The organism is Neobacillus sp. S1115, from assembly GCF_055385565.1.
In genome coordinates this window covers 1,925,054-1,939,854 of record NZ_AP038275.1, presented here as the reverse complement: position 1 = coordinate 1,939,854, position 14,801 = coordinate 1,925,054, and the positions used below count along the sequence as shown (strand labels likewise).

Below are 14,801 nucleotides of genomic sequence, written 5' to 3'. Positions count from 1 at the left end.
AAAGGGCTGCTATTTATTTGTCATATATACTTACTTGATCAACTTTATCTACTTCCAGCAATTCAACAACAATTTTTTCATTGCTTGAAGTAGGGATATTTTTCCCAACATAGTCTGCTCTGATTGGCAGTTCCCTGTGACCGCGGTCGACCAGTACCGCAAGCTGGATGGAAGCAGGACGTCCAAGGTCCATAAGGGCATCAAGTCCAGCCCTAACTGTTCTTCCTGTATAAAGAACATCGTCCACAAGGACTACCTTTTTGTCACTTATGTCAAACGGTATATCTGACCCTTTTACGAGTGGTTCCTGACTTTCCGTTTTCTTTGTTAGATCATCCCGATATAGAGTGATATCTAATTCACCGACTTGAATCGGACTTCCCTCAATTTGGGCTATTTTCAAAGCGAGTCTTTTTGCTATATAAATTCCTCTAGTCCGAATTCCTACAAGTACGCAGTCTTCGATTCCTTTGTTCTTTTCGATGATTTGATGGGCAATCCTTGTCAACGCCCGCCCGATTGCCTGTTCATCCAGAACAAGTGCTTTTTGGCTCATGGTCTCACCTTCTTATTATACTAAAATAAAAAACCTCTCGCCTGTGGTGGCGAGAGGGAGACAGTTCTTCCTTAGGGAAATAACATCTTAACCGTTCCTTCTCGGCCTCACGGGACCGACTTAAAGGCTTATTAAACTATAGTAAGCATACTTTAATTTATTTATCCTGTCAACGATTATTTCTTAACCGGTCCAGAAGTTCTTCAAAATCCTCCGGTAGCGGGGCTTCGAATTCTAGATACTCATTTGTTCTTGGATGTACGAAACCGAGCAGACCGGCATGCAATGCCTGGCCATTAAGATCGAGTGTCTTTCTTGGTCCATATTTCGGATCACCGGCAAGCGGATAACCGATATATTTCATATGGACACGAATCTGATGGGTCCGGCCTGTCTCCAATTGACATTCCACAAACGTGAAATCATTAAACCGCTCAAGGACACGAAAATGAGTAACAGCATGCTTGCCGTTATCAACAACCGTCATGCTTTGCCGGTCTTTTTGGTCTCTCCCAAGCGGAGCATCGATGGTTCCATATTCGTGAGGGATCACTCCATGGACAATCGCCTTATACTTCCGGGTCACAGACTTTTCCACTAGTTGGTTGACAAGACTTTCGTGGGCCAAATCATTTTTCGCTACCATTAGCAGCCCTGATGTATCTTTATCAATGCGATGCACAATCCCGGGTCTTAATACACCATTGATACCGGATAAATCCTTACAATGGGCCATTAACCCATTCACAAGTGTCCCTGTAAGGTGCCCAGGTGCAGGATGGACCACCATACCTTTTGGCTTATTTACCACTAATACATCCTTATCTTCATAATAAATATCTAAATCCATTTCCTCCGGAACCACGTCCAATTCTTCCGGATCTGGAATGGTAATAACGATAGTATCATTTACACTGCATTTGTAATTGGTTTTTACATTTTTCCCATTCACAAGTACATTGCCTTCTTTTATCCAATCCTGTACCTGTGTTCTAGACCATTCTTCGTTCATACGTGAGATTACCTTATCAATCCGGTCTCCTTTTTGTTCCTCAAGAATGGTGTGTTCCATTTTCTCCATATGACTTCTCCTTTGACGACTTCTCTTCAAGCAGCATTTGAATCATTAATAATCCAACACCAATCACTAATGCTGAATCGGCAATATTAAATACAGGGAAATTATAGCCAAAAATAAAGGTATGAATAAAATCAACAACCTCTTTCCGAACCACTCGGTCGATAAAATTCCCGATTGCACCTCCAAGCATGAAAGCTAGGGATACACCTAACAGCCATTTTCCTTTGGCCGCTTTGTAAAGATAATACATAATCGCAATAATGACAATAACCGTAATGACATAAAAAAGCCACATCTGCCCTTGAAGGATTCCCCATGCGGCCCCGCGATTCCGGTGAGAAGTAATATATAAAAATTTATCAATGATGGGTATACTCTCACCGATATACATATTTTTTTCAATAAGCCATTTAGTAATTTGGTCGAGCACAATAACGAATAGGGCGATTAAGTAATAATACACTAAGAAATACCTCCAACTTAAGCTAGACTTGCTCCCCTAGTTTAGCATACTTAATCGCTATATCACAATGAAACAAAAATTACAGAGTGGGGAAGATCGGTTTCTTGCAATAGCCGCCAAGCAAGCTGGGATCATTGACTGTTCTAATGGTTGGAATCAAATTTAACAAGTCGAGGGGTAATAATTCACCGGAAAGTTCACAATGTCCGAAATTTCCTTCTTCGATTTTTTTCAGCGCCAAATCAATGTCCGCCATTTCTTCCTCTAAAATAGTTGTAAACCAATTCTCTGTTTGTTTGTTCTTTAATGACCTTTCGATTTCTGTTTTTGTTTGACGGAGTTCTTGAAACAGCTTTTCCTGCATTGCATTCATAGTGTTAATACCTCCGTTATGTTATTTGTTTTATTATTACCGATCGTTTTCCATTGACCCGGATAATAATTTGACATCAGCAACAACAATTAACGGAGGTGGAAAATAAATGAAAACTCACCGATTGGCGAGTCCGATAGGACGGTTCATGAGGCGTAGTTGAATTTATACTTTTTTATTAGCAAAATGAAAGAGGCTGACAAGTCAGCCCCTTTCTATTTACGCTAAGTGTGAATAATTTTCTTTTACAACTTGGGCACAGCGCGGGCAAAGAGTTGGATGCTCCGCATCTTGGCCGACATCAGGTGTCACTACCCAGCAGCGTTCACAGGTTTCACCTTCTGCCTTTGTGACCACAATGGCAGCTGTATCTAATTTCAAGGCATCTTCAGGTGCCTCATCATAAGCACCAGCCACTTCAAAACCGGATACGATAAACAATTGTTTCAAGTTCTCTGAAACAGAATCGAGCAGCGCTTTTGTATTATCATTTACGTATAAGGTTACTTTCGCTGTTAATGACTTACCGATCACCTTTGCATTCCGGGCTTCTTCAAGTGCCTTTAAGACATCATCGCGAAGCTTCATGAATGCAGACCATTTCTCCTCCAACTCTTTAGCACCAGGAAGTTCTTGATATTCTGGAAGATCTGTCAACTGAACACTTTCCTCCTGAACCTTCGGAATATATTTCCATACCTCGTCTGCAGTGTGAGAAAGGATTGGCGAAACCAATTTGGTCAGAGCAAGCAATGATTCATATAAAACGGTTTGAATCGCCCGACGTTCTGGATGATCAACTGCTTCAATGTACAGAACATCCTTTGCAAAATCTAGGTAAAACGCGCTTAAATCAAGCGTACAGAAATTATTGACAGCATGGTAAATACCTGCATAATCGTAATTTTCATAAGAATTGCGAACACTCTTAATCAGCTTATTTAATTTAACCAGCATAAATTGATCTACTTCACGAAGGTTTTCGTAAGCAACCTTATTAACAGCCGGGTCAAAGTCCGCTAAATTACCCAACAAGAAGCGGAATGTATTGCGGATTTTCCGATATACTTCAGCAACCTGCTTTAAAATTGCATCCGATACCCGGACATCTGATTGATAATCAACCGAAGCCACCCATAGGCGTAAAATATCTGCTCCCAATTGATTCATAACCTTCGCCGGAACGACGACATTACCTAATGATTTACTCATTTTTCGACCTTCACCATCAAGAGCAAATCCATGGCTTAATACTCCCTTATATGGAGCCTTGCCTGTGACAGCAACTGCAGTAGATAAAGACGAGTTAAACCAGCCGCGGTATTGGTCAGAACCTTCAAGATATAGGTCGGCAGGGCGCACCAAGTCTTCTCTTTCAAGCAGTACAGCCTGATGGGAAGAACCGGAGTCGAACCAAACGTCCATAATGTCGGTTTCCTTCGTAAACTTGCCGTTCGGGCTGCCAGGATGCGTAAACCCTTCCGGAAGCAGGTCTTTTGCTTCACGCTCAAACCAAATGTTTGAGCCATTGTCGCGGAATAAATTAGAAACGTGTTCGATTGTTTCGTCAGTAATGATTTCTTCACCATTTTCAGCGTAGAATACCGGAATTGGCACACCCCAGACGCGCTGGCGGGAAATACACCAATCGCCGCGGTCACGGACCATATTGAAAAGCCTTGTTTCGCCCCAAGCCGGCACCCATTTTGTTTCTTTCACAGCTTCGAGCAATTGCTCGCGGAAATCTTTAATGGACGCAAACCACTGTGCAGTTGCCCGGAAAATAACCGGCTTCTTTGTTCTCCAGTCATGTGGATAGGAGTGGGAAATAAATGTAAGCTTTAACAAAGCTCCTTTTTCCTCTAAGGCTTGGGAAATCGGTTTGTTGGCCTCATCGTAAAATAACCCTTCAAATCCCGGTGCTTCATTTGTCATATTTCCTTTATCATCAACTGGACAAAGTACATCCAAGCCGTATTTTTGACCAACATGGAAGTCATCTTCCCCGTGACCAGGAGCAGTGTGAACGCAGCCAGTACCAGCATCCGTTGTCACATGCTCGCCTAACATGACAAGAGAATCACGGTCATAAAGTGGATGACGGGCTACAACATATTCCAGCTCAGCCCCTTTGACCTTTTTAAGAACGGCCGCTTCTTCCCAGCCAATTTCATTCGTTACACTTTCCAATAAGCTTTCAGCCACAACGTATTTTTTATCATTTACCGCTACAACCACATATGTTAGCTCAGGATGAACCGAAATTCCCAAGTTGGCAGGAATGGTCCATGGGGTTGTTGTCCAGATGACGATTTCCGTATCCGTATCAAGAACTCCCTTGCCATCCTTCACCGGAAAACCAACATAAATGGACGGTGAACGTTTATCTTTATATTCAATTTCTGCCTCAGCCAAAGCGGATTCACTTGACGGAGACCAATATACTGGCTTCAATCCCTTATAGATATAACCTTTTTTCGCCATTTCTCCGAAAACCTTAATTTGCTGGGCTTCGTATTCAGGCTTTAAAGTGATGTACGGATTCTCCCAATCACCGCGGACACCAAGGCGTTTAAACTGGGTTCGTTGATTGTCGATCTGCTCAAGCGCATATTCTGTACAAAGCTGGCGGAATTCAGCTACGGACATTTCTTTCCGTTTAACCCCTTTATTGGTTAAAGCCTGTTCAATCGGCAGACCGTGCGTATCCCAGCCCGGCACATATGGGGCATGATAGCCGCTCATTGACTTATAGCGGACAATAAAATCCTTTAAGATTTTATTTAGGGCGTGGCCCATATGGATGTCACCATTTGCATATGGAGGGCCATCATGCAAAACAAACATCGGACGCCCTTTAGTGCGCTCCTGTACTTTTTGGTAAATATTCATTTCTTCCCATTTTGCCTGCATATCCGGTTCTCTTTGCGGAAGATTACCGCGCATTGGGAAATCCGTTTGCGGCATTAATAACGTGTCTTTGTATTCCATTTTATTTCCTCCAATACCTTTCTATTGAACAGAATTGACATTCTTGCAAATAAAAAAACCCTCTCATCCCAAAAAAGGGACGAGAAGGTTTTATTCCCGCGGTACCACCCTGATTGATAGAACTGTCTTATTCTATCCTCTTGCGAATTCGTAACGTGAATACACGCCTTAGTCTACTGTCTAAATATAGAGGTTCGACCTCGGAACTCGAGGGTGATTTTCCAATCTTTCGGCTTTATCGGGCTTCCACCATCCCCGACTCGCTAATAAGCTTTTTTGAAAAATTGTACTGTCCCTGTCTTCGTCATTTTCATTCAATTAATCTGTTAAGAAATTATATGCTACTAATTAGCTGTTCGTCAAGCTAATGAATCCTCTTCTTCGTGGATTTTCAGCTCGGTGGCATCAAGTTCGTACTCTAAAAGGTGATCCCAATCGTCAGTATTCAGCATATCGAGCTGTGCCTCAATCAGCATTTTGAAACGGGTGCGGAAAATTTTCGACTGCTTCTTTAAATCTTCTATCTCCAGAGCAATCTTTCTCGCTTTAGATAGGGATTCGTTAACGATACGGTCCGCATTCTTTTCCGCTTCCTTGACGATTAGCTTCGCTTCCTTTTGGGCATTGCGTTTTACTTCTTCCCCTGCCTCCTGGGCAATCACAATCGATTTATTAAGTGTTTCTTCAATACTTGTAAAATGCCCTAAACGTTCCTGCAGGTCAGTTAAGCGCTCTTCCAATTCTTTTTTCTCTCTTAGGACAAGTTCGTAATCCTTGATTACCTGATCAAGAAATTCGTTTACTTCATCCTCGTCATACCCTCTAAATCCTTTATTAAATTCTTTATTATGAATATCTAACGGCGTTAACGGCATGATGCCACCTCCAACAATCTGTGCAATATATGTAAATGTGAATATTCGACAAGTTTTTCGAAAATCCTGCAAGAAAATAAATTATTTTTGTCTTCCGACAGAAATTCGCCATTTTTCTTTCTTTGTTTTTCCGTCAATACTGGACAATCTTACCCTTCCATGGCCCCGGACTGACAGCATATCGCCAATTTCACAAACAAAGGCCGGGCTTTCAATCTGAGTCCAATTGACCTTAACTAGGCCTGCGGCAATATAGTTTTGCGATTTTTGCCGGGAAAGATTATAAACACCAGAAATAACAGTATCCAGCCTTAATGAAGATACTGTTAATTCACGTTCCTCCCATAATACTTTAGGAGAAATTATGTTTTCGGGCGGCTTCTCGATTAATTGAACCGTTGCTTTACCGATTGATTCAAGATTACTGCTGATATAGCCGCCGATTTCCTTGGCTGCCAAGAACTGGATTTCTCCATCATCGACAAGAATATCGCCAAATTTCCCACGTTTTAGGCCCAACGACATCAATGTGCCTAAGACGTTGGGATGTTCAATTTTGACAAACTTCTTTGGATAGTCAATTTCAAACAAGCTGATTTGAAAATCCTCTTGAGCTGGGACTAGATATTCCGGGAAAAGAAAAGCCCTTTTTCGTTCTGCTCCTGGCCATCCTCCAAAGAGTTGATATTTTACATCACCATTTTCACCGATGATCGTTTTTAAGATATGCTGTTCTCTTGGGTCAAGAAAGTCCGTTAATTTCGGGGCATACTGAAGCTCGACAGTGTTTTTCCACTGCATGACCTGGTCAATATAATCCCGTTCTTCTGGACGAAAATGCTGATATATATTCATGCTCTAAAAACCAACCTATTTTTAATTATTATGAGAGCCAGACAGCTACATAGCTTAAGCCCCGTGTTGCAAAGTTGAGCACAAGAAATGCGACAATCGGAGAAATGTCAATCATGCCGATTGCGGGAATAATCCTTCTGAATGGTTCCAAATATGGCTCACAAATTCTTGCTAAGAATTGACCGATCGCGGATTCTTTAGCACCCGGAAACCAGGACATCAATATGTAAATAATTAATGCCCACGAGTAAGCCCAAATGAGTTTTTGTATTAAACCGATAACAAAAAACATCTCTTTACCACCTCGTATTCATATTTTCGTGGTCAGGGAGCAGTTCCGAAATATTCCCCGATACTTCCATATTATCCGGGGTGCACAAGAATATATTGGCGCCAATTTTCTGGATTTCCCCACCGAGAGCATATACTACTCCTCCTAAGAAATGAACGATCTGCCGGCCTTCCTCTTGATCAATCCGCTGCAAATTCACCACAACCGGACGGCGGTTTTTTAGATGGTCGGCAATCTCGGTTGCCTCAGTTTCGGAATGCGGTTCCGCCAAAATAAGCTTTGAGGGCTTTACTTGGACAGGGGGCTTTTGCACACTTTGCAGGCTGACTACATTATGACTTTTTAACGGCTGTTTTTTCTGCTTTATTGGTTCCTTCGGATCACTATAATCTTCATTTTGCTCATCGTTGTCGTCATCTAAAAAGAAAAATGTTTTTAGTTTAGATTTAATTGTCATATCAACTCTCCTAACCAGCTTCACCAACAAGCGCTGTACCTATTCTTACCATCGTAGCCCCTTCTTCGATGGCAATGGCAAAATCATTAGACATCCCCATTGACAGCTCTGAACAAGGAGCATAGTCTAAGTGACAGGATTGAACTTGAGTACGAAGTTCTCTAAGTTTTTGAAAACAATCACGCAAGACTTCTTCATCGTCCGTGAGTGGGGCCATTGTCATTAAACCAGCAACAATAATATTTTCTAGGGAGCCAAGTGATTTAATAAAGTCGATCACTTCTTCAACCGCTAAACCGTGCTTTGAGTCCTCTTCTGCTACATTAACCTGTACCAAACACTTTACTTTTGAATTGGCACGTTTATTTATTTCTTGTGCCAAAGAAAGACGGTCAAGGGAATGAATGTACTCCACTTTATCGATAATATTCTTTACCTTTCGTGTCTGCAGGGTTCCAATAAAATGCCAAATTGGCTTGTCCTTAAGAACTTCCCATTTTTCAAGCATTCCTTCGTCTCGGTTTTCGCCAAGATGCTGAATGCCTGCATCAAGCGCTTCTTGCGCTCTTTGGGTACTGACGTATTTTGTAACGGCAATTATAGTTACTTCATCTGGTTTCCTGCCTGTCTTTTCGCACGCTTCATTTATTTGCTGTCTAATAAGTTCATACTTTGCTGTTACTCTCATAAGCGGTTCTAATTCTCCTTCCAGCCAATAAAGCTTAACATTCTTCCGGCTTTGCCATGGCTCTTCCGGTGGGAAAAAAACAAATGGTTGTTACAGCTTGAGCAATAATCGGTGACGATTATATTCTCATTCGGTACTCCTGACTTGACAAGAATCTGCTTGTTCAATTCCCTTAGGTTTAATGAATATTGACCTTCACTAATTAAATTATAGGGTTTTCTATCGACATCTTCTAGTATATTTTCAACCAAGTTAACGACACGTTCATCCACAATATAACATTTTTCGCAGATTGATGGACCGATTGTGACAAAAACCTTCTCAGCCTTGATGCCTTCCTCTTCCCATTTTTTTATCATCTCACGGGCAATTTGTCCTACCGTCCCCTTCCATCCAGCATGTGCCGCCCCAATCATCCGATATTCGGGAGCAATAAAAAAAAGAGGGACACAGTCGGCAAAACAGAGCGTTAACAATATTCCCTCTTCATTTGTATAGAAGCCGTCCGTGCTCTTAAAAGACTGTTCGTAGGAAATAGACCCTCGCCCGCGATCTGCTTTTGTTATTTTTTGCAGGAAAATATCATGTGTTTGCTCAGCGCTAACCCATGAATCTAATGGAAAATCAAGCAGTTCGGAAACTTTCATTCTATTTGAGCAAACATCATTGAAAATATCACCAACATGAAAGCCGAGATTCAGGGCTTCAAAGCTGCCTTTACTTTGTCCCCCCAGCTTGGTTGTTATTCCGGCAACAAGGCCGGGGTTACTATTCATCCAACAGTCGATGGTTAATAAAGATTCATTCTTTATAATAAATGGTTCCATTCCATTACCCCTGAACTTTTTTCTATAGTTTACCATGAAACCGGGCATTGGTCACCGAAGCAGTTTTATTTCATGCAAAGGCTACTCTTCTTCCGTTATTTTTTCATCGCTGATTTTATAGCGGACCAAGATGACATCCTGACCAATTTTGATAATGTTTTTCCACGGGATCACTATATCTTCGTCCTTCCCAAAAAAGCCAAGCACGCGCCCGTTTCCGGAAATGACAACCGCTTCTATTTTTCCCGTCGTTAAATTAATTTCTATATCTCCAACATTCCCTAGTCTTTTGCCATCTGAAACATTCACAACATCTTTTATCTGAAAGTCGGAAATTTTAACCATTAAACAACCACTCCCAATCTTACGATACTATAAAAAATATATGTTTGTATTTCCTAAATTAGAAAGGGAAAAAATGAGCTAGCCTTTTATTTCACTTATTTTCGTTATTAACTCACCGTGTAATTTTCCTATTTTAAAAAATTTAAAGCTTTCAGTAGGTCTGTTGATTGGCGCTCCAGGCACTTCGCTTTCCGCTGGCGTGCCGGGGAGCCTCCTCGTCGCTAAAGCTCCTGCGGGGTCTCCCCTGCCCCGTACTCCCGCAGGAGTCTTCGTGCCTTCCGCGCCAATCAACAGGTGTATTCAATAAAGACCTTCAACTCACAATACATAAATACAATGAGGAATTCTTATTTTAAAAGTTTCGGTTTATGGCGGCAATTTCCCTTATAAAAGCGATGAAGGACAAAATTTAAGGAATCCGAAAAAGAAATGTCTCTCATAAAGCTTTTGTGAAAAAAACGGGGAATTGTAGGATGCAGGTGATTAGAAAAATTGTGTGGCAAATCTTTATATGGTTTGCCTCCCTGTTGATTGGAGCGGAGGGCACTCGACTCCTCGAAAATGCTATCGCATTTCCTTCGTGCGTGGGCAGAATCAAGGAAGCCTTTCAGTGTCCTGCGGGATAGAGAGGTCACTTGAGACCCCACAGGCGCTTTCAGAGCCGAGGAGGCTCCAGGACCTCCCCGCGGAAAGCGAGTGCCCGGAGCGGAAATCAACAGGCCCATTAGCAGGGACAATCAAAAATATCGGGGTTAGAACATAAAAAATTGCTGAGAAAACTCTTTCCCGGCAATATAATAAGCTGCCCTTAAAAGGCAGCTTAGCTTTGGATATTCTTATTCATTTGTCTGATTGCTGCTTTTTCTAAGCGGGATACTTGCGCTTGGGAGATGCCAATTTCGTCCGCAACTTCCATTTGTGTTTTCCCCTGAAAGAAACGCTTTCTCAAAATCAATTTTTCTCGTTCGTTTAATCTTCTCATTCCCTCTTTAAGGGCGATTTCTTCAATCCAATGGATATCTTTATTTTTCTCATCGCTTAGCTGGTCCATTACATAAATTGGATCCCCGCCATCATTATAAATCGGTTCAAAAAGTGATACCGGGTCTTGTATTGCATCTAGCGCAAAGACAATTTCCTCATGGGGTACTTCCAGGACCTTCGCGATTTCTTCAGCAGTCGGTTCCCGAGAGGTTTCACTCATCAGCCTCTCCCTTACCTGGAGGGCTTTATAAGCAATATCCCTAAGAGAGCGAGATACTCGGATCGGATTATTGTCACGCAAATAGCGCCGGATTTCGCCAATAATCATCGGCACGGCATAGGTGGAAAACTTCACGTTTTGACCTAAATCAAAATTATCGATAGACTTCATCAGTCCAATACAGCCAACCTGAAACAGGTCATCAACAAACTCGCCGCGGTTATTAAACCGTTGGATAACACTTAATACGAGGCGTAAATTGCCGTTTACTAGCTTTTCTCTGGCGGTTATATCGCCCTCTTGCATTTGCTTGAAGAGTATTCTCATTTCTTCGTTTTTCAGTACAGGAAGTTTTGATGTATCTACACCGCAAATTTCTACTTTATTTCGAGTCAATTCTTTTCCCTCCTCGAGAGAGCTGCTGTACAAAAAACAGTATCTCCTTGAGGAGGAAAAATATGCACTTGATGGATGGAAGGAAAAGTAAGCTATTGTCGAAAAATGCATTAGAGGCAATATTTTTCAAAGCTTTTTTATGGAAAAAATTTTTTCTATTCTCTGTCTTTTAGACCATTTTATTAAATTCCTTGCGGAGCCTTTTAATAATTCTTTTTTCCAGTCTAGATATATAGGATTGGGAGATGCCAAGCATATCAGCAACATCCTTCTGTGTCTTTTCTTCCCCATTTGTCAGACCGAACCTTAACTCCATGATTTGCTTTTCCCGGTCGCTAAGCTGATGCAATGCTTTGGTTAACAGTTTTCGGTCTACATTTGCTTCAAGATCCTTTGTAATGATGTCGTCATCCGTTCCCAAAACATCTGACAAAAGCAGCTCATTGCCGTCCCAATCAATATTAAGCGGCTCATCGAAGGAAACCTCTGACCTGATTTTATTATTGCGTCTAAGGTACATGAGAATTTCATTTTCGATACATCTTGAAGCGTATGTAGCCAGTTTAATTTTCTTTTCCGGGTTAAATGTATTAACGGCCTTAATTAAGCCAATTGTCCCAATGCTGATTAAGTCTTCAATATTGATGCCGGTATTTTCAAACTTCCTGGCGATATAGACTACGAGTCTGAGATTTCGCTCGATTAATATCGATCTTGCCGCCTTATCGCCGCCAGGCAGTTTCTTTAATAACATTTCTTCTTCGTCTTTTGTTAAAGGAGGCGGCAGGGCTTCGCTTCCGCCAATATAATATATTTCATCTGTTTTTAGACCTAATTTCATTAATAGTTTATACCAATAATAGGATAAGCGAAGTCTCCATTTTTTCATGTGTATTCCTCCTTCTAAAATTTTGTTTTTCTGAGTATAGTAATATTAACTTACCTTCACTGTTTCCCCATTCTGCCTTGGCCCGGTTAGCATTTTTGGATGAACAATACACTGAAATACATCATCAGATGAAAGCTGCTGAAGTGTAAATGTTACCAGCCCCTTATCACACAAGTATTCGAAACCATTATGTTCAATCAATATCCTATCGGGTTTAACCGCAATAATGAGCTGAGAGGTTTGGCCTACTACCTGGTAAGGGATAATTCTCATTCTGCTCTGCCACTCTTCGGGGAACTCAGAATTGCCTAATACAAGTGCTTCAGGGTCCGACGCCATTTTCTTAATTAGATCCGACATGTTATCAAATTGATTCTTAATAGAAACAAACATGACAGGTAGCTTTGACAGAGGGTCATATAGCTGATTGCCGCTATCGACTAAGCCCTTCAAATATAAAGTTTGTTCCTCAATCACTACGGTTACAGTTACAATTTGATCGTATTGAATTTTTGTCATTTCCATGCTTTCAATATTTTTTCTTGAAAAGTGCCACGCAACAGGAAACCCGATAAGGACAAACAGCCAGCTAATCGGATCGCCAAATCCCAACACACTCGACTTTAGAACACCGACGGTAAGTTTTGGGTCATATTGGATAAAAAAATGAACACCCATTAATGCGCCGCCAATTAAAAAAGTTGACACATATAACGTCATCAATGCCTTTATAAAAAAGGACAAACGCTTATACCCAAAGGCTATTAAGACCATCACAATCGAAAATAACAGTTTTGAAAGCGGGTGGCCGGAGATGGCATTTACTGGCGTAAAAGATAATAGAATGATCAGTGAACCAATGAATCCCCCGGCAAAGATTCTCCACAGCCGAATCCTTCTTTTGAGAATAATAGCTGTTAAAAAAAGGAGAAGACTATCAAATAGCAGGTTTAGAGCCCAAATCACATCCAAATAGACAATCAAAAAACGCTTCCTCCTTCTACAAGGCCCTTTCTATTATTCTGATTATGGAAAAGTATACCTTAGATGTATGTCTGAAGTGTGTCACTTTCTGTAATCAAAAAAACAGAAATTTTCCCTATTCTATTCGGATTTTGTCACATTGAAAATAGAATAATTACTCTCTTTTACTTATTGGTTGATTGCTGCTCCATAAGGAAAGCTTCTGCAGCATTGGCATCGCACGAGTGAAAGCATTAGCTTTTAGGAGGAAGCACTTCGCTTTCCGCAGCAATTAACCAAATGTTTTATAATAGGTTCCAACATTGAAAATAAAAAAAGGTACAGCCTTTTTATATCAGGCCATACCTTTTTCATTTATTTAATATAAAATTTTTATCGTCTTCTGTTGCGGTTGCGCAGGAAGGTTGGGATGTCGAGTGTGTCTTCCTGGTAATTGTTATTATTGCGAACTGGCTCTTGTTGTGGAGCCTGCTGTTGTGGTGCTTCTTCGCGTTTTGGCTCTCTCTTGACGCCGCCGACTGGAGGTTTAACTTGTCCAAAAGTTGGACGTGTTACCTTTGGCTGGATTACCTCTTCCTTAAAGCCTGTAGCAATTACTGTTACGATAATCTCATCTTTAAGGTTCTCGTTGATGACAGAACCGAAGATCATATTAACTTCTTGGTCGGAAGCAGAAGCAACGATATCTGCAGCTTCTTGAACCTCATAAAGGCTTAAGTTCGTTCCGCCGGTAATGTTCATTAGGACACCTTGAGCACCGTCAATGGAAGTTTCCAATAAAGGAGAACTGATGGCTTTCTTCGCCGCCTCTGCAGCACGGTTTTCACCTGCAGATACACCGATACCCATTAAAGCAGAACCTTTATTCGACATAATCGTTTTAACATCGGCAAAGTCCAGGTTAATAAGACCAGGCACGGCAATCAAATCGGAAATACCTTGAACACCTTGGCGAAGAACATTATCCGCTTCACGGAATGCTTCAAGCATTGGAGTGCTCTTGTCCACAATTTCAAGCAGGCGGTCATTTGGAATCACAATTAGTGTATCCACTGCCTCTTTCATTGAGCCGATTCCGCCGGAGGCTTGTGTTGCCCGCTTTTTGCCTTCAAACGTAAACGGACGGGTAACTACTCCTACTGTCAAAGCTCCTAAATCACGGGCAATTTGAGCAATTACAGGTGCAGCACCAGTTCCAGTACCGCCGCCCATACCGGCTGTAACGAACACCATATCCGCACCGCGCAATGCTTCCTCAAGTTGCTCTTTGCTTTCTTCAGCGGCCTTTTTCCCCACGTCAGGGTTTGCCCCTGCCCCAAGACCACGGGTTAGCTTAGCGCCGATCTGCATTCTTACTTCTGCTTTTGAAAGATTTAACGCTTGTGCGTCTGTATTCACTGCAATAAATTCCACACCTTGCACACCATGCTCAATCATTCGGTTTACTGCATTATTACCGCCGCCGCCAACCCCGATTACCTTTATTGTGGCAAGAGAATCTAAATTTGTATCAAACTCTAACATG

At 41.6% G+C, this 14,801-nt stretch carries 16 protein-coding genes and 1 other annotated feature; all 16 genes read right to left on the bottom strand.

The annotated features are described in order from the left end of the window. Positions 1 to 13 precede the first annotated feature (13 nt). The 16 genes from pyrR to ftsZ all read right to left on the bottom strand — a co-directional run bounded on the left by pyrR (position 14) and on the right by ftsZ (position 14,800). On the bottom strand, positions 14 to 556 hold the full coding sequence (gene pyrR / locus ACZ5B7_RS09565) for a bifunctional pyr operon transcriptional regulator/uracil phosphoribosyltransferase PyrR (protein WP_464493551.1): 543 nt from the start codon (positions 554 to 556) through the stop codon (positions 14 to 16). Positions 557 to 725: 169 nt separating this feature from the next. Then, positions 726 to 1,637: an RluA family pseudouridine synthase gene (locus ACZ5B7_RS09560; RefSeq protein WP_213140823.1), complete on the bottom strand. Its 912-nt coding sequence runs from the start codon at positions 1,635 to 1,637 to the stop codon at positions 726 to 728. Beyond that, entirely contained in the window at positions 1,609 to 2,100 is a 492-nt protein-coding gene (gene lspA, locus ACZ5B7_RS09555) for a signal peptidase II (RefSeq protein WP_213116396.1), read from the bottom strand. The genes ACZ5B7_RS09560 and lspA overlap by 29 nt, the downstream gene beginning before the upstream one ends. A 79-nt stretch (positions 2,101 to 2,179) precedes the next feature. Then, positions 2,180 to 2,473, bottom strand: coding sequence for a hypothetical protein (locus ACZ5B7_RS09550; protein WP_213140825.1), 294 nt, complete (start codon positions 2,471 to 2,473; stop codon positions 2,180 to 2,182). 219 nt (positions 2,474 to 2,692) lie between these two features. After that, positions 2,693 to 5,464 (bottom strand): isoleucine--tRNA ligase, encoded by a 2,772-nt coding sequence (gene ileS, locus ACZ5B7_RS09545; RefSeq protein ID WP_464493550.1) that lies wholly within the window; start codon positions 5,462 to 5,464, stop codon positions 2,693 to 2,695. 72 nt (positions 5,465 to 5,536) lie between these two features. Then, positions 5,537 to 5,775 (bottom strand) — a binding site (T-box leader). Between the two features lie 48 nt (positions 5,776 to 5,823). Continuing rightward, on the bottom strand, positions 5,824 to 6,339 hold the full coding sequence (locus tag ACZ5B7_RS09540; protein ID WP_213116399.1) for a DivIVA domain-containing protein: 516 nt from the start codon (positions 6,337 to 6,339) through the stop codon (positions 5,824 to 5,826). A gap of 81 nt (positions 6,340 to 6,420) precedes the next feature. Beyond that, positions 6,421 to 7,194 carry a YlmH family RNA-binding protein gene (locus tag ACZ5B7_RS09535; protein WP_464493549.1) on the bottom strand — a complete coding sequence of 258 codons (774 nt, stop codon included), beginning with the start codon at positions 7,192 to 7,194 and terminating at the stop codon, positions 6,421 to 6,423. A gap of 28 nt (positions 7,195 to 7,222) precedes the next feature. Beyond that, a complete protein-coding gene (locus tag ACZ5B7_RS09530) occupies positions 7,223 to 7,486 on the bottom strand; it encodes a YggT family protein (protein ID WP_213116401.1) in 264 nt (87 codons plus the stop codon). Between the two features lie 4 nt (positions 7,487 to 7,490). Then, positions 7,491 to 7,943: a cell division protein SepF gene (locus tag ACZ5B7_RS09525; RefSeq protein WP_464493548.1), complete on the bottom strand. Its 453-nt coding sequence runs from the start codon at positions 7,941 to 7,943 to the stop codon at positions 7,491 to 7,493. 10 nt (positions 7,944 to 7,953) lie between these two features. Then, positions 7,954 to 8,631, bottom strand: a complete 678-nt coding sequence (locus ACZ5B7_RS09520; protein WP_464493547.1) for a YggS family pyridoxal phosphate-dependent enzyme — start codon at positions 8,629 to 8,631, stop codon at positions 7,954 to 7,956. An 8-nt stretch (positions 8,632 to 8,639) separates the two neighbouring features. Next, positions 8,640 to 9,458: a peptidoglycan editing factor PgeF gene (gene pgeF / locus ACZ5B7_RS09515; protein WP_464493546.1), complete on the bottom strand. Its 819-nt coding sequence runs from the start codon at positions 9,456 to 9,458 to the stop codon at positions 8,640 to 8,642. Positions 9,459 to 9,539: 81 nt separating this feature from the next. Then, a complete protein-coding gene (locus ACZ5B7_RS09510) occupies positions 9,540 to 9,803 on the bottom strand; it encodes a YlmC/YmxH family sporulation protein (RefSeq protein ID WP_213116407.1) in 264 nt (87 codons plus the stop codon). A gap of 820 nt (positions 9,804 to 10,623) precedes the next feature. Further along, on the bottom strand, positions 10,624 to 11,403 hold the full coding sequence (sigG, locus tag ACZ5B7_RS09505) for an RNA polymerase sporulation sigma factor SigG (RefSeq protein WP_149869517.1): 780 nt from the start codon (positions 11,401 to 11,403) through the stop codon (positions 10,624 to 10,626). A 169-nt stretch (positions 11,404 to 11,572) separates the two neighbouring features. Next, a complete protein-coding gene (gene sigE, locus ACZ5B7_RS09500) occupies positions 11,573 to 12,292 on the bottom strand; it encodes an RNA polymerase sporulation sigma factor SigE (protein WP_213116408.1) in 720 nt (239 codons plus the stop codon). A 45-nt stretch (positions 12,293 to 12,337) separates the two neighbouring features. Next, positions 12,338 to 13,276, bottom strand: coding sequence for a sigma-E processing peptidase SpoIIGA (spoIIGA, locus tag ACZ5B7_RS09495; protein WP_464493545.1), 939 nt, complete (start codon positions 13,274 to 13,276; stop codon positions 12,338 to 12,340). A 372-nt stretch (positions 13,277 to 13,648) separates the two neighbouring features. Next, positions 13,649 to 14,800 (bottom strand): cell division protein FtsZ, encoded by a 1,152-nt coding sequence (ftsZ, locus tag ACZ5B7_RS09490; RefSeq protein ID WP_423801641.1) that lies wholly within the window; start codon positions 14,798 to 14,800, stop codon positions 13,649 to 13,651. Position 14,801: the final 1 nt, after the last annotated feature.